We start from the raw sequence: 23,551 nt of genomic DNA on the forward strand, positions 1-23,551 counted from the left end.
TTTTCCCTGGAGAACTGCTGATGACCGATATTGATGCACGCTTGCGTGAGGACGTTCACCTGCTGGGTGAGCTGTTGGGCAACACCATTCGTGAGCAGTATGGGGACGGCTTCCTCGACAAGATCGAGCAGATCCGCAAGGGCGCCAAGGCGGATCGACGTGGATCGATGGACGCTGAGCTGAGCGCCAGCCTCAATCAATTGAGCGAAGACGAACTGCTGCCGGTCGCGCGGGCCTTCAACCAGTTTCTCAACCTGGCCAACATCGCCGAGCAGTACCAACTGATTCACCGTCGCGAGGAATCGCAACCCGCGCCGTTCGAGTCCCGGGTGTTGCCGGAGTTGCTGGCTCGCTTGCGCGCCGAAGGCCACGGCGCAGAATCCCTGGCGCGGCAGTTGGGGCGACTGGAAATCGAACTGGTCCTCACGGCCCACCCGACCGAAGTCGCGCGACGCACGCTCATTCAAAAATACGACGCCATCGCCGCACAACTGGCGGCTCAGGATCATCGCGACCTGACGACTGCCGAGCGCGAGCAGATCCAGTCGAAGCTGCAACGCCTGATCGCCGAAGCCTGGCACACCGAAGAAATCCGCCGCACGCGTCCGACGCCGGTGGACGAGGCGAAGTGGGGTTTCGCGGTGATCGAGCATTCGCTGTGGCAAGCCATCCCGAACTATTTGCGCAAGGCCGACAAAGCCCTGCATGACGCCACCGGCCTGCACCTTCCCCTCGAAGCGGCACCTATCCGCTTTGCTTCGTGGATGGGCGGCGACCGCGACGGCAACCCCAACGTCACCGCTGCCGTTACCCGCGAAGTGTTGCTGCTGGCGCGCTGGATGGCGGCGGATTTGTACGTGCGCGATATCGACCATCTGGCGGCTGAGTTGTCGATGCAGCAGGCCAGCGACGCGCTCAAAGCCAAGGCCGGAGACAGTGCAGAACCGTATCGAACGGTGCTCAAACAGCTGCGTGATCGGCTTCGCGCCACGCGTAACTGGGCACACGCTTCTCTGACGGCGACCACACCTGCAACCGCCGATGTGCTGCAAAACAACCGTGACCTGCTTGACCCGCTGGAGCTGTGCTACCAATCGCTGCATGAGTGCGGCATGGGCGTGATCGCCGACGGGCCGCTTCTCGATTGCTTGCGCCGCGCGGTGACGTTCGGGTTGTTCCTGGTGCGTCTCGATGTGCGCCAGGATTCGTCACGGCACTCGGCGGCCATGACCGAAATCACCGATTACCTCGGCCTTGGTCGGTACGAAGACTGGAGCGAAGAAGAGCGAATCGCGTTCCTGATGCGCGAGCTCAACAATCGGCGTCCGCTGTTGCCGGCGTATTTCAAACCGTCCGCTGACACCGCCGAAGTGCTGGCGACCTGCCGGGAAGTGGCCGCAGCACCGGGAGCGTCGCTGGGCTCTTACGTGATCTCCATGGCGGGTGCCGCCTCCGATGTATTGGCTGTGCAACTGTTGCTCAAGGAATCGGGCGTGTTGCGGCCGATGCGCGTGGTGCCGCTGTTCGAAACACTCGCCGACCTGGATAACGCCGGGCCGGTGATTGAAAAACTCTTGCTGCTGCCCGGCTACCGCGCACGCCTGCAAGGACCGCAGGAAGTGATGATTGGCTACTCCGACTCGGCCAAGGATGCCGGCACCACGGCAGCCGCCTGGGCGCAGTATCGGGCGCAGGAACGGCTGGTCGATATCTGCCGCGAGCAGCAAGTGGAACTGCTGTTGTTCCACGGTCGTGGCGGCACCGTCGGACGTGGCGGCGGCCCGGCTCACGCGGCGATTCTGTCGCAGCCACCGGGTTCAGTGGCGGGGCGGTTCCGAACCACCGAGCAGGGGGAAATGATCCGTTTCAAATTCGGGCTGCCGGACATCGCCGAACAAAACCTCAATCTCTACCTGGCGGCGGTGCTGGAGGCGACCTTGTTGCCGCCGCCACCACCGGAACCTGCGTGGCGTCATTTGATGGACGAATTGGCCGCTGACGGGGTAAGCGCCTATCGCGCCGTGGTGCGGGAGAATCCGCAGTTCGTCGAGTATTTCCGTCAATCCACTCCCGAACAGGAGCTTGGACGTCTGCCATTGGGCAGTCGCCCTGCCAAGCGCCGTGCCGGTGGTATCGAAAGCCTGCGGGCGATTCCCTGGATCTTCGGCTGGACCCAGACCCGCCTGATGCTGCCGGCGTGGCTCGGCTGGGAAGCGGCGCTGAGCAAGGCGCTGGAGCGAGGCGAGGGCGAGCTGCTGGGGCAGATGCGTGAACAGTGGCCGTTCTTCCGGACCCGGATCGATATGCTGGAAATGGTCCTGGCCAAGGCGGACGCCGATATTGCCCGGTCCTACGATGAGCGCCTCGTCGAACCGGATCTGCTACCGCTGGGCGCGCATTTACGCGACCTATTGTCGCAGGCCTGCGCGGTGGTCCTGGGTCTGACCGGCCAGTCGCAGCTACTGGCACATAGCCCTGCCACCCTCGAGTTCATCCGTTTGCGCAACACTTACCTTGACCCGCTACATCTATTGCAGGCGGAACTGTTGGCCCGTTCGCGGCAGCAGGAGGTGGCGCAAGGCAGCCCTGTAGAACAGGCATTACTGGTGTCTGTGGCGGGGATTGCGGCTGGTTTGCGTAACACGGGCTAACATTTTTGCCGTGGCGTCCGACACCCGTATCGGGTGTCGGTCGGCGGCATGACAGTCGTTAAAAAGTGCGGGCAGGCGACAGTTAATGATGGGGTTGCGACTTGGAGTACCGCGTCGCAAGCTCAGGCAAGGCGCGGGTTTCTCCGACTTTCGGCGGCTTGTGTGGGCAGGAACTGCTGTGTATCTTGATCAGCCTTTGGCCGTTTGGGCGGTCACGACCCTATTTTTGAGATTGGCCCCACGAGGCGAATCTGACGTTATCTATATAAAAAATTGAGGAGCACATCGATGCGCGTCATTCTGCTGGGAGCTCCCGGGGCCGGTAAAGGTACTCAGGCTAAGTTCATCACCGAGAAATTCGGCATTCCGCAAATCTCCACCGGCGACATGCTGCGTGCAGCCGTCAAGGCCGGCACCGAGCTGGGCTTGATCGCCAAAAGCGTCATGGACAGCGGTGGTCTGGTTTCAGACGACCTGATCATCAACCTGGTCAAGGAACGCATCAGCCAGGCTGATTGTGCCAACGGTTTCCTGTTCGACGGTTTCCCGCGCACCATCCCTCAGGCTGAAGCGCTGGTCAAAGCTGGCGTGGAGCTGGATCACGTGGTCGAAATCGCTGTCGACGATGAAGAAATCGTTCAGCGTATTGCCGGGCGTCGTGTTCACGAAGCCAGCGGTCGCGTGTACCACACCGTCTACAACCCGCCGAAAATCGCGGGCAAGGACGACATCACCGGTGAAGACCTGGTGCAGCGCAAGGACGACACCGAGGAAACGGTTCGTCATCGCCTGTCGGTCTACCATTCCCAGACCAAGCCACTGGTTGAGTTCTACCAGAAGCTGTCTGCCGCTACCGACGGCAAGCCGAAATACAGCCACATCGCTGGCGTCGGCTCGGTTGAAGCGATCACTGGCAAGGTGCTTGAAGCGCTGAGCTGATAACCGCTTGATCTTCTACGGCCCGCTTGCGGGCCGTAGTTGTTTATACTGACGCACTTTTTCTGACCTCTCTTACGGAAACATCGATGAGCACCTTGCTGGCCCTGGACACCGCGACTGAAGCTTGCTCCGTTGCATTGCTGCATGACGGCAAGGTTACGAGCCATTACGAGGTGATCCCGCGCCTGCATGCGCAGAAGCTGCTACCGATGATTCAGCAATTGCTGGCCGACGCCGGAATCACGCTGCAAGCGGTTGACGCCATCGCATTCGGCCGTGGCCCTGGTGCGTTCACGGGCGTGCGCATTGCCATTGGTGTTGTGCAGGGATTGGCGTTTGCCCTGGATCGCCCGGTGCTCCCGGTATCGAACCTCGCCGTGTTGGCACAGCGGGCCTTCCGTGAACACGGCGTGAGCCAGGTCGCGTCGGCAATCGATGCGCGGATGGATGAAGTGTATTGGGGCTGCTACCGCGAGACGGCGGGGGAGATGCGCCTGGTCGGCAATGAAGCGGTGTTGCCGCCGGAAGTCGCGGCATTGCCTGCCGATGCCAGTGGCAAATGGTTCGGCGCCGGGACCGGTTGGGGATATGCCGAGCGAATCGGCGTCAACCTGAACGGCCAGGATGCGGGCATGTTGCCGCACGCCGAAGACCTGTTGACCCTGGCGCGTTTCGCTTGGGCACGTGGTGAGGCGATTGTGGCGGATGAGGCGCAACCGGTTTACTTGCGCGATAAGGTGGCAACACCGAAAGCGCGTTGATTTACCCCTGATTATGTGGCGAGGGCGCTTGTTGTGGCGAGGGAGCTTGCTCCCGCTGGGCTGCGAAGCGGCCCCCAGTGACCGGCAACTGCACCGCGCACCCTGATCTTGCGACTGCTTCGCAGCCGGACGGGAGCAAGCTCCCTCGCCACAAAAACGGGTCTCGTATAGAACCAATCGTCAGTTTCCAGCCCCCGCTTTTAAACCTTTTGCCTTTTATGTGTTCTAGTTATCACTCGGCGGTTTGCGAAGGGCGTTGTGCGCCACTAAACTGCCATCATCGATACCGAGCATGACTTTATGCGTATAGACGGCTTCTCCTCTCAGTCCTACCCCATCAAGCGCCAACCGCGCAAAGGCACTGTGGTGGAAGACGAGACCGTTGATATCGACGGTGAGCTGGAGTTTCCCTCCGAAGAGCAACTGGCCGCCCGCGCCGCCAAAGCCTCCGCACAACGCCTGAGCAATCTCCCTGCCCGTCAGCAAGACATGCTTTATCACCGAGCCATGAGCAAAAGCGTCTCGATGGCCCTGGCCAGCTATCTCAGCACCGCCGGTTTTGTCGATTGGGATGCGGATGTGCTGGGCCTCGATCTGTACATCTGATGTTGTTGCCGTACTACCTGGGTTGCCCATCGTGGAGTGAAAGCGCCTGGCGCGACTATCTCTATCCGCAAGACGCCAAACCCGCCGAATTTCTGAATCTCTACACTCAAGTGTTCAACGCCGTGGAAGGCAATACGACTTTCTACGCGAGCCCGGCTGCCGACACCGTGCAGCGCTGGGCTGAAACCATGCCCGAGCACTTTCGCTTCACCGCCAAGTTTCCCGGCGACATCAGCCACAACGGGGACCTGCGCGAGCAACTGACCGCCGCTGAAACCTTCGTGCAATTGCTCAGCCCCCTCGGTGAGCGGGTGTCGCCACTGTGGCTGCAACTGGCAAAAAGCTTCACGCCTCAACGCTTGCCCGAACTGGCCGGTTTCATCGATGCGCTGGATCGACCACTGGCTGTCGAGGTGCGGCACCGGGATTTTTTCGCCAAGGGTGACGGCGAGCGCCTGCTCAATCGGCTGTTGCTGGATCGCGGTGTCGAGCGCATCTGCCTTGATCCCCGTGCACTGTTCAGCTGCACGTCGACCGATCCTTCGGTGCTGCATGCCCAATCCAAAAAGCCCAACGTCCCGACCCGTCCGGCAGCGTTCACGCAATGTCCGCAGGTGCGCTTCATTGGCCACCCGCAGCTTGAGGCGAATGATTCATTCCTGGTGCCTTGGGTCGAAAAAATAGCGCAGTGGATCGAGGAAGGGCGCACGCCTTATATCTTCCTGCACACCGCCGACAATCTGCAGGCCGCGAGACTCGCACAGCGGTTTCACGCGCAACTGATGATGCGTTTGCCTGGCTTGCCGGCGCTGCCTGAGCTATACAGAGAGCCCGCTGCGGAGCAACTTGGTTTGCTCTGAGGCGGGTTTTTCGTCCTTCTCAGGAGCCTGCCAAATGGATTCGCAAACCCTTCGAGCCCAAGCGTTCAAAGCGCTGCATGAACGTGACGGGGCTTTTGTCATTCCCAACCCGTGGGACGCCGGCTCGGCGAAAATGCTCGCCAGCCTGGGTTTCGAGGCGCTGGCAACCACCAGTGCCGGTTACGCCTTCTCCAACGCCCGCCCCGATGGCGGATTAACGCTGGACGACACCCTGGCAAACGTCCGGGCGATCGTTGCGGCGACGGATCTGCCGGTGGCGGTCGATCTGGAAAACGGCTTCGCTGACGACCCTGCTGAATGCGCGCAGAGTGTTTTGCGTGCTGCAGAGGCCGGTGCTGTCGGCGGTTCGATTGAAGACGCCACCGGGCGCGAAGACGCGCCGATCTATTGCTTTGAACACGCCGTCGCTCGTGTCAAAGCCGCCGTCGCCGCCGCGCGCAGTTTGCCTTTTCCTTTCATGCTGACGGCCCGGGCCGAGAACTTCCTGCATGGCAATCCCGATCTGGCAGACACGATCCGCCGCTTGCAGGCATTTGCCGAGGCGGGCGCCGACGTGTTGTATGCACCGGGTCTGCGCAGCGCTGAAGACGTGCTGGCAGTGGTCCGTGCCGTTGCGCCGAAACCGGTCAATGTACTGATGTCCGGTGGGCTCAAATTGACGGTCGAGGAGTTGAGCGAGATGGGCGTCAAACGCATCAGCGTCGGTTCGGCCCTGGCCCTGGCGGCCTATGGCGAGTTTTTCCGCGCAGCCGAAGAAATCAAGACGTCTGGCACATTCGGGTTCACCTCGAGGTCCATGCCCTACGCCAAGGCCAATCAGTTGTTCAAAGGCTGACGGTGGGGTTTCGGTGGTGGCTGTTGTTGCTGCTGTTGATCATCGGTGCGGGGGCCGTGGGTGTCTGGCGTGGGTGGATCTCGCTTGCGCCGCAATGGAACCCTTGGGCGCCGCTGGACGTGAAGGCGACGCCCAATGTGTTGACCCGCTACAAACTCATGCGCCTGCGCGATGATCCCCTGCTGTGTGATCAAGCCCTCGCCAGCTCGGGCCTGCGAGTGAGTCGACAAGCCGACAGCCCCGGCGCGGCCTGTCCGCTGATCAACACCCTGCGTGTGCAGGGCGGTGAGGTGGCCCTGAGCAGCAGCTTCCTCGCGAGTTGCCGACTGGCCGTCTCGTACGCGCTGTTCGAACACCACGCCCTGCAGCCTTCGGCTCAAGCCGTCTACGGGCAAGCAGTGACGCGTGTCGCCCATCTCGGCAGCTTTGCCTGCCGCAATGTCTACGGGCGCGAGAACGCTCGACGCAGTCAGCACGCATCGGCCGATGCCCTGGACATTGCCGGTTTTAAGCTGGCGGACGGTCGCTCGATCAGCGTGCTGAAGGATTGGCCGAAGGACAATCAGGACGCGCGGTTTTTACGCCAGGTCCGGGATAGCGCCTGCGAGATGTTCAGTGTGGTGTTGAGCCCGGACTACAACGCTGCCCATCGCAATCACTTTCATGTCGATGTTGGCCCGTGGTGGGTGTGTCGCTGAGGGCTACGCGGCGATGCGCAGGTTTTGCAGGACGATAGGGCGAGCCCAGCCGATATCGAAGTCAAAGTTCTTTTGCTGTTCAACCAGCTCCTGCGGCGCAAATGGCGGGAACGGTTTGTCCAGCAGATCGAGTTCGAATTCAGCGATGGGCAGGTGCAGCGCACGTGGCTGTGGTGCCGGGCCTGGCTCTGGCACGGGCTGGCCGGCGGTGAGCACGAGCGGTCGAACCCAGCCGCTCTCGAAGTCCTGCTGTTTCTGCTGCGCCGCAATTTCGTCGTCTGGAAACGGCGGGAAGGGCTTGTCTGCCAGGTCCATCTCGAACTCGGCGATCGGCAGGAAGAGCGGCTCTGGCGGGCGTACTTCGGTGTCTTTCACGTCACATTGACGCTGGGACATGATGTGCGCCAGCAGGTCGCTGCCGACGGTAGGTTCAACCGGGCTGTCGAGGTCGACGGTTGGGAAATCCAGCGAAGCGGGCAGCACCGCCTCCTTCGACTGATCGGCCAGGGCCCGGGCAAAAAAATCCTGCCAGAGGTGACTGACGCCGCTCAGTGCTTGGGAGTTTCGCAGGCTGTAATCGCCGTAGGGCGAGATAAAACCTGTGATGGTGGGTTGAATGTCTGACATTTCTCTCGGTCGACGCTCAGCTCTGGCAAAATGCTCGATAGTTTTGTTATCGGCCGTTTTTGCCGATCATTAATTTTTTGAGCGTTTTTTCCCATGATTGAGCAACCCGCGGCCTGCCGCATCCATGTCCAAGCCCTGAGCGAGACCTATCAGCCACAGGCCGAACAATGGGCCGAGCGCCTGGACTTGCCATTGCAGGTGGATGACGCTGAGTTCGCGCTGCAGGTCGGGGAGCAGGGCTTGCAGCTGCAACAGATCGGCCCGGACGCACCGGGGCCGGTGCGTGTGGATTTCGTTGAAGGCGGGGCGGCCCATCGCCGGCTGTTCGGCGGCGGCACCGGGCAGATGATTGCCAAGGCGGTCGGCATCGCTCAAGGCGTGCGGCCTCGCGTGCTGGACGCCACGGCGGGCCTGGGCAAGGACGCATTCGTGCTGGCGAGCCTGGGATGCGAGATGAGCCTGATCGAACGGCAGCCATTGATCGGTGCCTTGCTGGAGGACGGTCTGCTGCGCGGTGCTGAAGATTTTGACGTGGCGCCGATTGTGGCGCGCATGCGTTTGCTCAAGGGCAATTCGATCGAGGTGATGCGCAATTGGGAAGGCGAGCCGCCGCAGGTGATCTACCTCGACCCGATGTTCCCGCACCGTGAGAAAACGGCGTTGGTGAAGAAGGAAATGCGCCTGTTCCGGCCGTTGGTAGGGGACGATCAGGATGCGCCGGCCTTGCTCGAAGCGGCCTTAGCGTTGGCCAGCCATCGGGTGGTGGTCAAGCGTCCGCGCAAGGCCCCGTGTATCGAGGGGCCGAAGCCGAGCCATGCGCTGGACGGGAAATCGAGCCGATATGATATTTATCCGAAGAAGGCGCTCAAGTCTTAAGACCGAGTTGCTCCCATCGCGAGCAAGCTCACTCCTACAGGGGATTGAGCCTGCTCCGGGTAGCGTTCCGACGATGACGCCAGCTCTGACAATGGCTGATTTCAGGCTGTCGCGGGTCGATACGCCCGCATAAACAACCCCACCACTTCCTGCACATGGCTTTCCGCCGCATCCCCGGTCAGCGGCTCACCGCAGCCGTACAGCAAGCGAAAATTACCCGCGCCCTTGAGCAGGCAAAAGAAGTGCTCGGCCGCGTTGCGCGGCTTTTCGATGTGCAGCGCGCCACTCTGATCCACCTTGGCCAGCAAGCGCTCCATGCCATGCAGCATGCGCTCTGGTCCCGCTTCGAAGAAAATCAGTGAGAGTTTCGGGTCCTGGCTGCCCAGGGTCATCATCAATCGATGCAGGTTCACCGACTCATCGCTGTTGATCAGCTGATGAAAGCCGCGCGCGATGTTCAGCAGCACCTTTTCCACCGCGATGCCGTCCGGCAACTCGAAAAAATCCGGCGGCAATTGTTCTTCGCACTTGGCGACGACAGCGGCTGAGAACAGCGTTTCCTTGTCGTTGAAATGGCTGTAGACCGTCAGCTTCGACACGCCAGCCTCGGCTGCCACCGCGTCCATGCTGGTGTTCGCATAGCCATTGCTCAGAAACAGGATTTTCGCCGCATCGAGGATCGCCTGGCGTTTGGCCAGATCCTTGGGACGGCCCGGACCATTGGGGGCTGAAAGATTGTTCGACATTCTTCGCTTTAATACTGGACTGGTGAGTTTGCTATTAATAACATACTGGCCAGTATAATTATTCCAAGCACCATTAGCGAAAGGTCCTTCACCATGTTCCGCTATGCCTTGCCCCTCGCGTTGCCAGTCACTCTGGCTTTTTTATTGTCCGCGTGTGGGCACGAAGAGGCGCCCCAGGTCGCCGTTCGACCGGCCATGGTGGTGCAGCCAGAGCCTTCGGCGCAGGCCATGGAAAGTTATCCCGGTGAAGTGCGGGCTCGCTACGAGCCGGAGCTGGCGTTTCGCATTGGCGGCAAAGTCAGCCGACGACTGGTCGAGGAAGGGGACCGGGTCAAGGCCGATCAGCCCTTGGCGGAACTCGACCCTCAGGATGTGCGCCTGCAACTGGAAGCCACCCGTGCCCAGGTCACGGCGGCCGAAGCCAATCTCAATCTGGTGCGTGCCGAACGTGATCGCTACAAGACGCTGATGGAGCGTCAGATGATCAGCCGTTCGGCGTACGACAATGCCGAAAACCTTTACCGGTCCGGTGAAGCACGCCTCAAGCAAATCAAAGCCGAATTCAACGTATCGACCAACCAGGCCAGCTACGCCGTGCTGCGTGCGCCACAGGACGGTGTGGTGGCCAAGCGCGCGGTGGAAGTCGGGCAAGTCGTGGCGGCCGGGCAAACCCTGTTCACCCTCGCCACTGATGGCGAGCGTGAGGTGTTGATCAGCCTGCCGGAGCAAAACTTTGGCCGCTTCAAGGTGGGTCAGCCGGTGTCCGTGGAACTCTGGACGCAACCGGATCAACGGTTCGCCGGACGGATCCGCGAGCTGTCGCCTGCCGCTGACCCAAGGTCCCGCACCTTTGCCGCGCGTATCGCGTTTACTGCTGGCAAGGTGCCTGCCGAACTGGGTCAGAGTGCCCGGGTATTTATCCCGGCGGCGGACGTGGTGTCGCTGTCGGTGCCGCTCTCGGCGGTCACCGCGCAGGACGGTGCTACATACGTCTGGGTACTGGGTGCCAATAACACCCTGAAAAAAACACCGGTTCGGATCGGTGCATTCGGCGAGAAAACCGTACCGGTGCTCGAAGGCCTGAGTGTCAATGATTGGGTGGTCGCGGCCGGTGTTCATGTGCTTCACGACGGGCAGCAAGTGCGCCCGGTGGATCGCTCCAACCGTGTGGTCAATCTGGCGGACAAGGAGTAGGTCCCGATGGGTTTCAATCTTTCCGCCTGGGCGCTGCGCAATCGCCAGATCGTCCTGTTCCTGATGCTTTTGCTGGCAGTGGTCGGCGCGCTTTCCTACACCAAACTCGGACAAAGCGAAGATCCGCCGTTTACGTTCAAGGCGATGGTGATTCGTACGAATTGGCCCGGCGCTACGGCTCAGGAAGTGTCCCGCCAGGTCACCGAGCGCATTGAAAAGAAGCTGATGGAAACCGGCGAGTACGAGCGCATCGTGTCGTTCTCCCGTCCGGGCGAATCCCAGGTGACGTTCATCGCGCGCGATTCCATGCACTCGGTGGACATTCCCGAGCTCTGGTATCAGGTGCGCAAGAAAGTCAGCGATATTCGTCATACCCTGCCGCCCGGCATTCAGGGACCTTTCTTCAATGACGAATTCGGCACCACCTTCGGCAACATCTACGCGCTGACCGGTGACGGTTTCGATTACGCCGTGCTCAAGGATTACGCGGACCGTATCCAGATCCAGCTGCAACGGGTCAAGGATGTGGGCAAGGTCGACCTGCTGGGATTGCAGGACGAGAAGATCTGGATCGAGCTGTCCAACGTCAAACTCGCCACCCTCGGGTTGCCTCTGGCAGCGGTGCAGCAAGCCCTTGAAGAGCAGAACGCCGTGTCCACAGCCGGGTTCTTCGAAACCACCAGCGAGCGATTGCAGCTACGGGTGTCGGGGAGTTTTCAGACCGTCGACGAGATAAAAAACTTCCCTATTCGCGTCGGTGATCGCACGTTCCGCATCTCTGATGTGGCGGACGTGCGTCGTGGTTTCAACGATCCACCGGCGCCGCGCATGCGCTTCATGGCGCAGGACGCCATCGGTCTGGCCGTTGCGATGAAGTCTGGTGGCGACATTCTGGTGCTGGGCAAGGCACTGGAAGTCGAGTTCGATCGCATCCAGCAAAACCTTCCGGCGGGCATGCAATTGCGCAAGGTGTCGGACCAGCCCGCCGCCGTGAAAACCGGCGTCGGCGAGTTCATCCAAGTGCTGGTGGAGGCCTTGGCGATTGTTTTGCTGGTGAGTTTCTTCTCCCTGGGCGTGCGCACCGGCATGGTCGTGGCGCTGGCGATTCCACTGGTGCTGGCGATGACGTTTGCCTGCATGTATTACCTGGGCATCGGACTGCACAAGATTTCCCTGGGCGCGCTGGTGCTGGCGCTGGGGTTGCTGGTGGACGATGCGATCATCGCCGTGGAAATGATGGCGATCAAAATGGAGCAGGGTTTCGACCGGATAAAGGCAGCCAGTTATGCCTGGACCAGTACCGCATTCCCGATGCTCACCGGCACCTTGATCACGGCGGCCGGTTTTTTGCCGATCGCCACCGCGCAATCGGGGACGGGCGAATACACCCGTTCGATCTTCCAGGTCGTGACCATTGCGTTGATCGCGTCATGGATCGCCGCCGTGGTGTTCGTGCCGTATCTGGGGGAAAAGCTGCTGCCGGATCTGGCGAAGATTCATGCCGCCAAACACGGTGTCGGCCAACCGGACCCTTACGGCACACCGTTCTATCAGCGCGTCAGACGCCTGGTGGAGTGGTGTGTGCGCTGGCGCAAGACCGTGATCGTGCTGACCATTGTGTTGTTCGTCGGCTCCATCGCGCTCTTTCGCTTTGTGCCGCAGCAATTCTTTCCGGCATCGGGTCGTCTGGAGTTGATGGTCGATCTGAAGCTGGCCGAAGGTGCGTCGCTGAGCAACACCGCCGAGGAGGTCAAACGTCTTGAAGCGCTGCTCAAGGACAAGGCCGGCGTCGACAATTATGTCGCCTACGTGGGCACCGGCTCACCGCGTTTTTACCTGCCGCTGGATCAACAACTGCCTGCAGCGAGCTTCGCGCAATTTGTCGTCCTGGCCAAAACCATCGAGGAGCGAGAGAGCCTGCGCACCTGGCTGATCGAAACCCTTAACGAACAATTCCCGGCGTTGCGCTCGCGGGTCACGCGCCTGGAGAACGGTCCGCCCGTGGGCTATCCGGTGCAGTTGCGCGTGACCGGTGAGCACATCGAGGAAGTCCGCGAACTGGCACGCAAAGTCGCGGCGAAGGTTCGCGACAACCCGCATGTGGCCAACGTTCATCTGGACTGGGAAGAGCCGAGCAAAGTGGTGTACCTGAACGTCGATCAGGACCGTGCCCGGGCGCTTGGCGTCAGTACCGCGAACCTGTCGAAGTTTCTGCAAAGCTCCCTGACCGGCTCCAGTGTCAGCCAGTACCGCGAAGACAATGAATTGATCGAGATTCTGCTGCGCGGCACCTTGCACGAGCGCACCGAGTTGTCGTTGCTGCCAAGCCTCGCCGTGCCGACCGACAGCGGGCGCAGCGTGGCCCTGTCGCAGATCGCCACCCTGGAATACGGCTTCGAAGAAGGCATCATCTGGCACCGCAATCGCTTGCCGAATGTCACCGTCCGCGCCGACATCTACGGCAAGGAGCAACCGGCGACGCTGGTGGCGCAGATCATGCCGACGCTCGATCCGATTCGCGCAGAATTGCCGGACGGCTATCTGCTGGAGGTCGGCGGTACGGTGGAAGAGTCTGCCCGCGGGCAGAACTCGGTGAAGGCTGGCGTGCCGTTGTTCATCGTGGTCGTGCTGACGCTACTGATGCTGCAACTGCGCAGTTTCTCACGCACGGTGATGGTGTTCCTGACAGCGCCACTGGGATTGATCGGTGTGACCCTGTTTTTGCTGGTGTTCCGACAGCCGTTCGGCTTCGTCGCGATGCTCGGCACCATCGCGCTGTCCGGGATGATCATGCGTAACTCGGTGATTCTGGTGGACCAGATCGAGCAGGATATCGCCGCTGGACTGAAACCCTGGCAAGCGATCATCGAGGCCACTGTGCGACGCTTCCGGCCGATCGTGCTGACCGCGCTTGCGGCGGTGCTGGCGATGATTCCACTGTCACGCAGCGTGTTTTTCGGGCCGATGGCAGTGGCGATCATGGGCGGCCTGATCGTGGCGACAGCGTTGACGCTGTTGTTCCTGCCGGCGCTGTACGCCGCATGGTTCCGAATCAAAAAAGAACCTGCCTGACCCTGAAGCTGCGTAGGAGCTGCGTAGGCGCTGTGTAGGAGCTGTCGAGTGAAACGAGGCTGCGATCTTTTGATCTTGCCCTTCATAAAAACAAGATCAAAAGATCGCAGCCTGCGGCAGCTCCTACAGGGGGCTTTACAGCGTGCCGAAAACTTTCTTCGCCAGGCTGGTCGCGGCAGCAGCCGGGTTGTTGCGGATGGTTTCTTCCTGCTTGCCAATCATCTCGAACAAGCCGTTCAGCGCCTGCTCGGTCACGTAGCTCTCGATATTGGCGTTCTTGGCGTCAAGCACACCCAAGGTCGCTGCTTGTCCTGCAAACGAGTTGTACTGCTTCGCCAGGCCAACCTGATCGGTGGCTTGCTTGACGATGGGCAGGAACTTCGCACGAATCTGTTCGCGGCTGGTTTTGCTGAGGTACTGGGTGGCGGAGTCATTGCCACCGCTGAGAATGCCTTTGGCATCTTCAACACTCATTTTTTTCACGGCATCCACCAGAATCGGCTGGGCCTGGGTCACGGCCGTTTCAGCCGCTTTGTTCATGCTGGTTTCCAGTTGATCGACCTGACTACCCATGCCGAACTGTTTCATTTTGCTCGCGACTTTGCCCAGCTTGCCCGGCAGTTCGATTTTGACCTCGGGATTGTTGCTGAACCCACCCGGCGTTCCGAGTTGTTTGACTGCTACTTGAGCACCTTGGGTCAGGGCATCCTTGAGACCGCCGGTGGCGTCTTTTTGTGACAGGTCACTGAGCGACAGCGCCATGGCGTTGGCGCAGATCAGCAAACCTGCACACAGACCGGCGAAGCGAAGGGTGGGGCGGAGCATGGCGGCTTCCTTGTACTTGAATAGCGTTAGCGAACGGCGTCGACACGGATTTTCAACGGCTGCGGATCGCTGCCATCCAGTTGCACGGCGTGGTGTTCGGTGGTGATGAAGATCAGCTTGCCATCCACTTCGATGCGCGCACTGACCGAGTAGCGGTGGCCAGGATTGATCTGGACCGGATCGTAGCTGAGATGAAATGGCAGCGGCACCTGACCCTTGACCGGGCCTTTCTGTTCGTCGAGGACAAGCGCGGGCGCGTCGGCCAGCGATACGTCCTGCAAGCTCACCGTCAGGGTCGCGTTCGGCGGCAGGGCGATGCGTTGAAGGTAGAAGACTTCGCCGTCGAGGCTGGTTTTGGTGGCAGGCGCCATCGACTGACAGGCGCTCAGCAGGGTGGCGGCGGCCAAGAGAGAGAGTTTTTTCATCGGGTTATCCTCAATCATTGTGGGAGCGGGCAGGCTCACTCCCACACGTTTTCATCAGATCTCGGGTTGTGCGGCGATCTGGTCCGCCGCATCTTCACTGCGATGCAGCGCCACCTGACGGATCGACAAGCGAATTTCCGCAGGCAGAACACGTTTTGCCGCACCCTCGGCCAATTCGCCCAGCAGCTCGTGATAACTCAGCTTGCCGGCTTCGTCGCGGCGCAGCACGTCCAGGTCCAGCATCGTCTGGATGAAATGGCGGAACAGGCTCTTGTCGAAGAACTCCGGGGCGTTCAGCCCATGAAGGATCGACAGGCGCTGGGCCATGACCGTGCACAGGTCTTCGAGCTCTTCGGCACTGATGCTGTTCTGGCCGCTGTTGAGCAGCAGGGACACGGTCATGTAGAAGCGCTGCAAGGTCTGGGCGATGCTTTTCGACAGCAAGGTGAGCAGCACGAAATGCCGCGAACTTGGCGCAGGGCGCAGGTAGACATTGTTTTCGAAGCGCAGCAACCCTTGTTCAACGAAGGCTTCGAGCCATTGATCGACCACGGCATCCAGCTCGTCCAGGGACCAACGAATGAACAGTTCCGATTGCAGGTACGGATACAGCGCCCGGGTGTAGCGCAGGATTTGTTCGCGACTCATGCGTGACGCGCTCTGGAAGAAACTCGCAAGCAGCGCCGGCAGGGCAAAAATGTGCAGTACGTTGTTGCGGTAATAGGTCATCAGGACTGCATTCTGTTCGTCCAGATACAGAATTTTTCCGAGCGCATCGCTCTGCTCGGACAGCAGGTCCATGTCCTTCACATGTTCGATCAGCGCTCGCCCGTCACCTTCCGGCAGCGTGGTGTGCGGCGAGTATGGCACCTTGCGCAGCAGCGCCAGATAGAGGTCGAGTACGCGTGCCATGGCGCGATCGTCCAGGGCCAGGCGGGTGGTGGACAGTAAGGCCAGGGCCACCAGATTGACCGGGTTGATGGCGGCCGCTTCGTTCAGGTGCTGCGCGACTTTTCCCCCGAGACGATTGGTGGTTTCGTTGAGCCACGCCGGTTTGAATTGCGGCCCTAATTCCTGTTGGCGCCAGTCTGGCTGTTCGCTGTCGAGGAATTCCGCGAGTTTGATCGGCTCACCGAAGTTGACCGCTACCTGACCAAAGCGCTGCTTGAGGGCTCCGATGACTTTGAAGATGTCGAAGATCGACTCTTTCTTCTTGGTGGCGCCACGCAGTTCGCCCAGGTAAGTCCGGCCTTCCAGTACACGCTCGTACCCGATGTACACCGGAATAAAAACGATCGGCATGCGCGAAGAGCGCAGGAAGCTGCGCAGGGTGATCGCAAGCATCCCGGTTTTCGGTTGCAGCATGCGCCCGGTGCGCGAGCGGCCGCCTTCAACGAAGTACTCGACCGGGAAACCTTTGGTGAACAGCGTGTGCAGGTATTCGTTGAACACCGAGGTGTAGAGCGGGTTGCCCTTGAACGTACGGCGCATGAAAAACGCCCCGCCACGGCGCAAGAGACTGCCAATCACCGGCATGTTCAGGTTGATCCCGGCGGCAATGTGCGGCGGCGTCAGGCCATTGCGGAACAGCAGGTACGACAGCAGCAGGTAATCGATATGGCTGCGGTGGCAGGGCACATAAATGACCTCGTGGCCCTGGGCGACCTTCTGTACACCTTCGATGTGGTTGACCTTGATCCCGTCGTAGATCTTGTTCCAGAACCAGCTCAGCACCACTTCGAGGAAGCGGATCGCGGTGTAGGTGTAGTCCGAGGCAATCTCGTTGCCGTAACGCAGGGCCTGCGCCTTGGCTTTTTCGGGCGAGATATTTTCGCGCTCGGCTTCGTCGAGGATCGCCTGTTTCACCAGCGGCTGGTTGAGCAAGCCTTTGACCAGGTTGCGACGGTGGGAAATGTCGGGACCTATCACGGCGGCTTTCAGGTTGCGAAAGTGCACCCGAAGGATGCGCTGGGCCATGCGCACGGTGCGTTCGTGGCCTTTGTTGTGATCGATCAGTTCACGCAGGTGGATCGGCGCGGAGAACTGCACGCGCGTCTTGCGCCCCAACACGATGATGCTCAGCAGGCGACGCAGTCGCCCGGTGACCGCCCAACTGTCCGCGAACAGCAGTTTCCACGGGCTCGACTCACTGTCCGGCGACTGGCCCCAGAACACGCTGACCGGAATGATCTGCGCATCTTCGGCGGCATTCTGGCTCAGGGCGCTGACCAGGCGGGTGAGGGTCGGCGGTGCACCGCGTTTGTCCTGACGGCCAAGCCAGTCCGGTTCCGGCGTCAGGTAGAAGAACGCCGCAGGTTCCAGCAAATTGCCCACAGACACGGGTAGCACCGGGCGCGGCAGGCCGGCTTTGGTGCATTCGGTATCGACCACGGCAAGGTCGGTCAGCGAAGGGTTTTGCAGGACGTAGAACACCGGACGACTGCGGTCGAGGTTGAGGGTAAAGGACGACTGGTTGATCGTCTCCGAGCGAACCCAGAGGTACAGCAGTCGGCGCAAGGTGCCAAACACAAGACGACGGAACGGGGAGCGGGTCATACGGCTTCTGCATGAGTGAATAAAACCGAGCAGGTGCTCGGGCGGTGGATAGTGTGCCGGATTCATCGAAAATCGGCAAAAAAGCGGCTAAGTAAACTTGAGTTGAGAGTTTTTGCGTCTGTCATATACTCGCCCGCTCAACAATAAAAAGAAGGGGTACTGAGTTATGGCTGCGCGCGAGACCGGCAATGTGAAGTGGTTCAATGACGCCAAAGGCTACGGCTTTATCCAACGCGAAGACGGGGTAGACGTGTTCGTGCACTACCGCGCGATCCGCGGCGAAGGGCACCGTTCGCTGGCTGAAGGTCAGCAGGTTGAATATGCAGTGGTGACGGGGGAGAAGGGGTTGCAGGCTGAGGATGTCGTGGGTCTGTAAACTCCAAGATCAAAAGATCGCAGCCTGCGGCAGCTCCTACAGGTGTACACCTAACCCTGTAGAAGCTGCCGCAGGCTGCGATCTTTTTGGTTTTAAACGGTTTTCCAGGTGATCTCTTCTTCACCATCGGCACTGATGCGCATCCAGCGATCCGCGGTTTCCTCGCCTTCTTCCTCAACCCAGGTACCCGGAGCGCAACGCACTTCGACGTTGAGCGCGGCGAACGCAGCGCGGGCGCAGGCGATGTCGTCTTCCCACGGGGTCTGGTCACTTTCCAGGTACAGGCTGTTCCATTTTCCTACGGCTTTCGGCAGCCAGGTGACGGGCACATTGCCTGCCTTGCACTTGTAGGTCTGGCCTTTCTGTACCCAGTCGGTGCACGGGCCCAGCGCGGTGCCGAGCCAGGCTGCGATGGCCTTGTAGTCGACGTCAGCGTCTTTCAGGTAAATCTCGATATCGGGTTGGCGCATGGATGTCCTCACTGCGGGTCTGAAAAATCCATTCGCGGATTTAGCCGGCCTCAAGCCATTGCTCAAGACCAAAAATTAAAGGTTATTGCAGCACGAAATAATCGTAGCGCATGGAAACTGTGACTTCGAACGGCTCGACCTGATCAATGACCGCTGCCCGACGCTCAGCGCTGGCGCGCCAGCCGTGAGGTGTCATCGCCAACAGGTTCGCCCGGTCCTGACCCTTTTCCAGCGTCAGTTTGAATTCCAGAATCTCGCTGTGCTGCAGCGTCATGCCTTCCGGCACCAGCGCGAGGTGCTTGTCGTCGGTGTATTCACGGACTTCGTCGTACAGTCGTTCGCGTAATTCCATCAAATGCCCGCTGGTCGGCCCGACTTTCATCAAACCACCACCCTGGCTCAGCAGGCGCTTGGCTTCTTCCCAGTCCAACGGGCTGAAAACGCTGGCGAGAAACTGGCAACTGCCTGAAGCCATCGGTACGCGGGCCATGCTGGCGATCAACCAGGTCAGCTGCGGGTTACGTTTGCAGGCGCGCTTGACCGCTTCCCGGGAAATGTCCAACGCGTAGCCGTCAGCATTCGGCAAGGCCTGGGCGATTTGTGCGGTGTAGTAACCCTCGCCGCAACCAATGTCCAGCCACCGCTGTGGCGCGTACTGCGCCGCCAACTCCGCCAGACGCTTGGCCACCGGTGCGTAATGGCCGGCGTTGAGGAAATCGCGACGGGCTTCGACCATCGCCAGGTTATCCCCAGGGTCGCGGCTGTTCTTGTGCTGCACCGGCAGCAGGTTCAGGTAACCCTGCCGCGCGCGGTCGAAACGATGACCGGCGGGGCACGCCACGCCGTTCTCCACCGCATTCAGCGGTTCGCTGCAGATCGGGCAGGCCAGCATCAGGCGAGCAACTTGATCAGGGTCTGGTAGTAAATTTCGGTCAATACGTCGAGATCGGCGGCAAGTACGCGCTCGTTGATCTGGTGAATCGTGGCGTTGACCGGACCCAGTTCGACGACCTGTGTGCCCATGGTCGCAATGAAGCGACCGTCAGACGTGCCGCCGCTGGTGGAAGCCTTGGTCTCGCGACCGGTGACGTCCTTGATGCTCGATGCCACGGCATCCAGCAGCGCACCCGGCTCGGTGAGGAACGGCAGACCTGACAGCGCCCAGTCGACGTGCCAGTCCAGGCCGTGCTTGTCGAGGATGTCGGCGACGCGTTTCTGCAGGCCTTCAACGGTCGACTCGGTCGAGAAACGGAAGTTGAACACCGCCACCAGATCGCCCGGAATCACGTTGGTGGCGCCCGTGCCGGAATTCACGTTGGAAATCTGGAAGCTGGTCGGCGGGAAGAAATCGTTGCCGTGGTCCCAATGCTCGGCGGCCAGTTCAGCCAGGGCCGGGGCGGCGAGGTGAATCGGATTTTTCGCCAGGTGCGGGTAGGCCACGTGACCCTGCACACCACGCACGGTCAGTTTGGCACCGAGGGAGCCGCGGCGACCGTTCTTGACCACGTCACCGACCAGCGTGGTGCTCGACGGTTCGCCGACGATGCACCAGTCCAGACGCTCGTTACGCGCAGCGAGGCGTTCGACCACGGCCTTGGTGCCGTGGTGCGCCGGGCCTTCTTCGTCGCTGGTGATGAGGAAAGCCACGGACCCTTTATGGTCCGGGTAGTCGGTGACGAAACGCTCGGCCGCCACGGTCATGGCCGCGAGGCTGCCTTTCATGTCCGCCGCGCCTCGGCCACAGAGCATGCCGTGCTCGTCGATCAGCGCGTTGAACGGGTCGATCTGCCAGGCCTGCACCGGGCCGGTCGGCACGACGTCGGTGTGACCGGCGAAGCACAGCACCGGGCCGTCGTGTTTACCGTGAGTCGCCCAGAAGTTATCCACATCCTCGATGCGCATCGGTTCCAGCTTGAAACCGGCATCGCCCAGGCGCTGCATCATCTGCTTCTGGCAATCGGCGTCGACCGGCGTCACGGACGGACGACGGATCAGGTCGATGGCGAGTTGAAGGGTCGGCGAAAGGTCGGCGTGGGCCGTCATGAAAAACTCCGAGGTGTGCACGGTAAACCTGTAGGAGCTGCCGCAGGCTGCGATCTTTTGATTTTGCTTTTTGAAAAACCAGATCAAAAGATCGCAGCCTGCGGCAGCTCCTGCAGTGGAAAAGGGCGATCATTCTAAAGCAAAACGGCGGCCCGAAGGCCGCCGTTTGACGTTATCCAATAAAGGATTACGCCGTTGCCGGCTCAGGCTCCGCCGCCGGTTTTGGCAGCGAAGACAGGAACGCCATGATCAGCGCCGCCAGGTACGGCAGCGACTGCACCAGCAGCATGGTCACCCAGAAGCGCATGTCGTTGCTCGGCAAGCCGTTCACCAGGAAGATTCCCAGCGCAGCGCCCCACAGCAGCAACATGATGAACACTTCTTCACGCGCCTCGGAAATCGCGACCCAGAAGCCATGATTGTCGGCGTTTTTCGGTGTGCGGAAGAACGGAATGCTGCTGGTGAAGAACCCGTACAGCACCGCTTTGGCGATGGTGTGCGACAACGCCAGCCCAGCCAGGGCTGCACAGAACGCATCCTTGAGGTTGACCCCGACTGCACGACGGTACAGGAAGATGATCTTGCCAACCTTGAACACGAACAGCGCCAAGGGCGGGATCGCGAAAATCAGCAACGGTGGATCGACACGCTGCGGCACAATGATCATCGCGGCGGACCACAAAAGGGCACCCACGGTGAAGAAGATGTTCATGCCGTCGGCGACCCACGGCAACCAGCCCGCGAGGAAGTGATAACGCTGGCCGCGCGTCAGTTCGCTGCCCTTGCCGCGCAATAAACTGGCGGTGTGACGCTTGATGATCTGAATCGCGCCATAGGCCCAGCGGAAACGCTGTTTCTTGAAGTCGATAAAGGTATCGGGCATCAGCCCTTTGCCGTAGCTGGTGTGGTAATACGCCGCTGACAGGCCTTTCTCGAACACCCGCAGACCGAGCTCGGCGTCTTCACAGATGCACCAATCGGCCCAGCCCAACTCCTCCAGCACCGAGCGCCGGGTCATGGTCATGGTCCCGTGCTGGATGATCGCGTCACGGTCGTTACGGGTGACCATGCCGATATGGAAGAAGCCTTTATATTCCGCGTAGCAGAGCTTTTTGAAGGTGCTTTCGTTCTGATCGCGATAATCCTGTGGCGATTGCACCACGGCGATTTTCGGGTCGGCGAAGTGCGGCACCATGTGCTTGAGCCAGTTCGGGTCGACGCAGTAGTCCGAGTCGATCACCGCGATCACTTCAGCATCTTTGGCGGTATGCGGGATCAAGTAATTCAGCGCGCCACCCTTGAAACCGGCCAGCGGGGCGACGTGGAAGAACTTAAAGCGCGGGCCGAGGGTTTCACAGTAGGCCTGCACCGGTTCCCAGACCGCCGGATCCTTTGTGTTGTTGTCGATGATCAGGACTTCGAAATCCGGATAGTCGAGGTTGGCCAGGGCGTTGAGGGTCTGTTTGACCATCTCCGGCGGCTCGTTGTAGCAAGGCACGTGAATCGAGACTTTGGGTCTGTAATCCGAATCGCCCACTACGGGTAGGAATTCTCTTCGACGCTTGTGAGTCCAGACCGCTTCGGCCAGTTCGTGGGCCTCGGTCAGCAATACGATAAACACACCGAGCGCCCCGAGGGCGAGCAGGAACCCCACCGTCAGGCTGAACCAGGTGCTGTATTGCTGGCTGTAGTCGTAACCGATCCATACCAGCACCGAACCGCACAGGAAGGCAATGAAGGTCAGGAAGGTGCGGCCACGTTGACGCAGGGCCGAACCGTCGATCATCAACAAGGTCAGCGAGAGCAAGGCCAGGACTGCAGAACCGATCGCCAGCACACGCCATTGCGGGATCGCTACCACCGGGCCTTCGAAGTTGAATTTCTGTTGGCGTGCGGCGTTGAACACGCCCCAATACGCGCCTACTGAACCTTCGTCACTGGCTTTCCACGGCTGGTCGAACGCTTCGATCACGAAGTAGTTGAAGCCTTGGCGATTGAGTTTGTTAACCAGGGTGCGCAGGTAAATCGCCTGATCCGCCGGGCTGGCGTCGGTGCCGCCGCGCATACGGCCGTTGCTCGGCCAGCCAACCTCCGAAAGCAGGAGCGGTTTTTTCGGGAACATCTTCTTCAGATCGCGAGCGCGATCGAGGACGAACTGGCCGGCCTTGTCCACCGGGATAAACTCCCAGTACGGCAGGACGTGGGCAGCAATCAGGTCAACGTGCTTGGCCAGTTCCGGGTGCTCTTCCCAGACGTGCCATTGTTCGGAGGTGGTCACCGGAACTTTTACGGCCGCGCGGACGCGGTCCAGAATCACGCTCAGTTCCGCGGCAGTAATTTCCTTACGGAAGATAGCCTCGTTGCCTACAACCACGCGAACCACACTGCGGGAAGTGTTGGCAATTTCGATGGCACGCAGGATTTCTCGTTCATTGCGTTCCTGGTCCGGGCTGATCCAGATCCCCAAGGTCACGCGCAGGCCGAACTCTTCCGCCAGTTTGGGGATATCACCCAATGTGCCGTCTACCGAGTAAGTCCGGATGTTGTCCGTCAACTTGCTCATGATCTCCAGATCGCGACGCATTTCCTCGTCGGTCGGGTACTGGTCTTTTTGTGGGTACTGGCCTTGCTGAAACGGCGAGTAGGAAAAGCCGGAGATCTGTTCAGGCCAGTTAGGGGCAGTGACCGGGCGATTGATAAGTGCCCAGAAGCCGGTAAACAAGGCTGCGATGGCGAGCACCACGACCAGGTTGAGTCCAAATTTACGCGATGACATGGCTATTTCAGGTTCCAAAAAGGCTGTGGAACGAAGGTTTTGACGGTGACGGGGCTGCCTAGGAGCAGGGGCGCGCATCCTACACCGGGTGTTCACTGACCGTACAGCGAACAGGGAAATGCCTGACTTTTGGCACTGCACTTTCACATAAGTTCTTACACTTGTAGCCTTAAGTTTAAAACTTGTCGCTGCGA

The 23,551-nt window shown here is 60.3% G+C and carries 20 protein-coding genes; 11 read left to right on the forward strand and 9 right to left on the reverse strand.

Annotated elements, in window-relative coordinates; translation table 11 throughout:
* Positions 1 to 20: 20 nt before the first annotated feature.
* From ppc to ACA063_RS05560, 7 genes are all read left to right on the forward strand, one after another.
* Positions 21 to 2,651: a phosphoenolpyruvate carboxylase gene (ppc, locus tag ACA063_RS05530; protein WP_497665073.1), complete on the forward strand. Its 2,631-nt coding sequence runs from the start codon at positions 21 to 23 to the stop codon at positions 2,649 to 2,651.
* A 288-nt stretch (positions 2,652 to 2,939) separates the two neighbouring features.
* On the forward strand, positions 2,940 to 3,590 hold the full coding sequence (gene adk / locus ACA063_RS05535; protein WP_150630841.1) for an adenylate kinase: 651 nt from the start codon (positions 2,940 to 2,942) through the stop codon (positions 3,588 to 3,590).
* An 86-nt stretch (positions 3,591 to 3,676) separates the two neighbouring features.
* Positions 3,677 to 4,351, forward strand: coding sequence for a tRNA (adenosine(37)-N6)-threonylcarbamoyltransferase complex dimerization subunit type 1 TsaB (gene tsaB / locus ACA063_RS05540; RefSeq protein ID WP_497665074.1), 675 nt, complete (start codon positions 3,677 to 3,679; stop codon positions 4,349 to 4,351).
* Positions 4,352 to 4,651: 300 nt separating this feature from the next.
* Positions 4,652 to 4,957: a hypothetical protein gene (locus ACA063_RS05545; protein WP_162440807.1), complete on the forward strand. Its 306-nt coding sequence runs from the start codon at positions 4,652 to 4,654 to the stop codon at positions 4,955 to 4,957.
* Positions 4,957 to 5,817, forward strand: a complete 861-nt coding sequence (locus ACA063_RS05550; protein ID WP_497665075.1) for a DUF72 domain-containing protein — start codon at positions 4,957 to 4,959, stop codon at positions 5,815 to 5,817. Before ACA063_RS05545 ends, ACA063_RS05550 begins: the two co-directional genes overlap by 1 nt.
* Positions 5,818 to 5,851: 34 nt before the next feature.
* Complete coding sequence (locus tag ACA063_RS05555) at positions 5,852 to 6,673, forward strand: isocitrate lyase/PEP mutase family protein (protein WP_497665076.1); 822 nt, start codon at positions 5,852 to 5,854, stop codon at positions 6,671 to 6,673.
* Positions 6,674 to 6,675: 2 nt separating this feature from the next.
* On the forward strand, positions 6,676 to 7,371 hold the full coding sequence (locus ACA063_RS05560; RefSeq protein ID WP_497665077.1) for an extensin-like domain-containing protein: 696 nt from the start codon (positions 6,676 to 6,678) through the stop codon (positions 7,369 to 7,371).
* Positions 7,372 to 7,374: 3 nt separating this feature from the next.
* On the opposite strand, the gene ACA063_RS05565 is transcribed toward ACA063_RS05560, so the two are convergent.
* A complete protein-coding gene (locus ACA063_RS05565; RefSeq protein WP_497665078.1) occupies positions 7,375 to 7,998 on the reverse strand; it encodes an energy transducer TonB in 624 nt (207 codons plus the stop codon).
* 93 nt (positions 7,999 to 8,091) lie between these two features.
* On the opposite strand from ACA063_RS05565, the gene ACA063_RS05570 reads away from it, so the two are divergent.
* On the forward strand, positions 8,092 to 8,874 hold the full coding sequence (locus ACA063_RS05570; RefSeq protein ID WP_497665079.1) for a class I SAM-dependent methyltransferase: 783 nt from the start codon (positions 8,092 to 8,094) through the stop codon (positions 8,872 to 8,874).
* Between the two features lie 101 nt (positions 8,875 to 8,975).
* On the opposite strand, the gene ACA063_RS05575 is transcribed toward ACA063_RS05570, so the two are convergent.
* Positions 8,976 to 9,620 (reverse strand): TetR/AcrR family transcriptional regulator, encoded by a 645-nt coding sequence (locus ACA063_RS05575; protein ID WP_497665080.1) that lies wholly within the window; start codon positions 9,618 to 9,620, stop codon positions 8,976 to 8,978.
* A 93-nt stretch (positions 9,621 to 9,713) separates the two neighbouring features.
* Between ACA063_RS05575 and ACA063_RS05580 the strand changes: the two genes are divergently transcribed.
* Together ACA063_RS05580 and ACA063_RS05585 are read left to right on the forward strand one after the other, a co-directional pair.
* The gene (locus ACA063_RS05580; protein ID WP_497665081.1) at positions 9,714 to 10,814 is read left to right on the forward strand and encodes an efflux RND transporter periplasmic adaptor subunit; all 1,101 of its coding nucleotides are present in this window, start codon (positions 9,714 to 9,716) and stop codon (positions 10,812 to 10,814) included.
* Positions 10,815 to 10,820: 6 nt separating this feature from the next.
* Positions 10,821 to 13,886 (forward strand): efflux RND transporter permease subunit, encoded by a 3,066-nt coding sequence (locus tag ACA063_RS05585; RefSeq protein WP_497665082.1) that lies wholly within the window; start codon positions 10,821 to 10,823, stop codon positions 13,884 to 13,886.
* Positions 13,887 to 14,021: 135 nt separating this feature from the next.
* Here the strand turns inward: ACA063_RS05585 and ACA063_RS05590 are convergent, their stop codons facing one another.
* From ACA063_RS05590 to plsB, 3 genes are read right to left on the reverse strand one after another with little or no spacing between them, the layout of a single operon-like run.
* Positions 14,022 to 14,711, reverse strand: a complete 690-nt coding sequence (locus tag ACA063_RS05590; RefSeq protein WP_497665083.1) for a DUF4197 domain-containing protein — start codon at positions 14,709 to 14,711, stop codon at positions 14,022 to 14,024.
* Positions 14,712 to 14,737: 26 nt separating this feature from the next.
* On the reverse strand, positions 14,738 to 15,136 hold the full coding sequence (locus ACA063_RS05595) for a YbaY family lipoprotein (RefSeq protein WP_497665084.1): 399 nt from the start codon (positions 15,134 to 15,136) through the stop codon (positions 14,738 to 14,740).
* Positions 15,137 to 15,190: 54 nt separating this feature from the next.
* On the reverse strand, positions 15,191 to 17,692 hold the full coding sequence (gene plsB, locus ACA063_RS05600) for a glycerol-3-phosphate 1-O-acyltransferase PlsB (protein WP_497665085.1): 2,502 nt from the start codon (positions 17,690 to 17,692) through the stop codon (positions 15,191 to 15,193).
* A gap of 166 nt (positions 17,693 to 17,858) precedes the next feature.
* Between plsB and ACA063_RS05605 the strand changes: the two genes are divergently transcribed.
* A complete protein-coding gene (locus tag ACA063_RS05605; RefSeq protein ID WP_150687717.1) occupies positions 17,859 to 18,068 on the forward strand; it encodes a cold-shock protein in 210 nt (69 codons plus the stop codon).
* A gap of 92 nt (positions 18,069 to 18,160) precedes the next feature.
* Here the strand turns inward: ACA063_RS05605 and ACA063_RS05610 are convergent, their stop codons facing one another.
* From ACA063_RS05610 to ACA063_RS05625, 4 genes are all read right to left on the reverse strand, one after another.
* The gene (locus ACA063_RS05610; protein WP_497665086.1) at positions 18,161 to 18,538 is read right to left on the reverse strand and encodes a hypothetical protein; all 378 of its coding nucleotides are present in this window, start codon (positions 18,536 to 18,538) and stop codon (positions 18,161 to 18,163) included.
* Positions 18,539 to 18,620: 82 nt separating this feature from the next.
* Complete coding sequence (locus tag ACA063_RS05615) at positions 18,621 to 19,430, reverse strand: putative RNA methyltransferase (RefSeq protein ID WP_497665087.1); 810 nt, start codon at positions 19,428 to 19,430, stop codon at positions 18,621 to 18,623.
* The gene (gene dapE, locus ACA063_RS05620; RefSeq protein WP_497665088.1) at positions 19,430 to 20,581 is read right to left on the reverse strand and encodes a succinyl-diaminopimelate desuccinylase; all 1,152 of its coding nucleotides are present in this window, start codon (positions 20,579 to 20,581) and stop codon (positions 19,430 to 19,432) included. Before dapE ends, ACA063_RS05615 begins: the two co-directional genes overlap by 1 nt.
* 187 nt (positions 20,582 to 20,768) lie before the next feature.
* A complete protein-coding gene (locus ACA063_RS05625; protein WP_497665089.1) occupies positions 20,769 to 23,357 on the reverse strand; it encodes a glycosyltransferase in 2,589 nt (862 codons plus the stop codon).
* Positions 23,358 to 23,551 lie beyond the last annotated feature (194 nt).

Source organism: Pseudomonas sp. LBUM1643 (assembly GCF_059716215.1).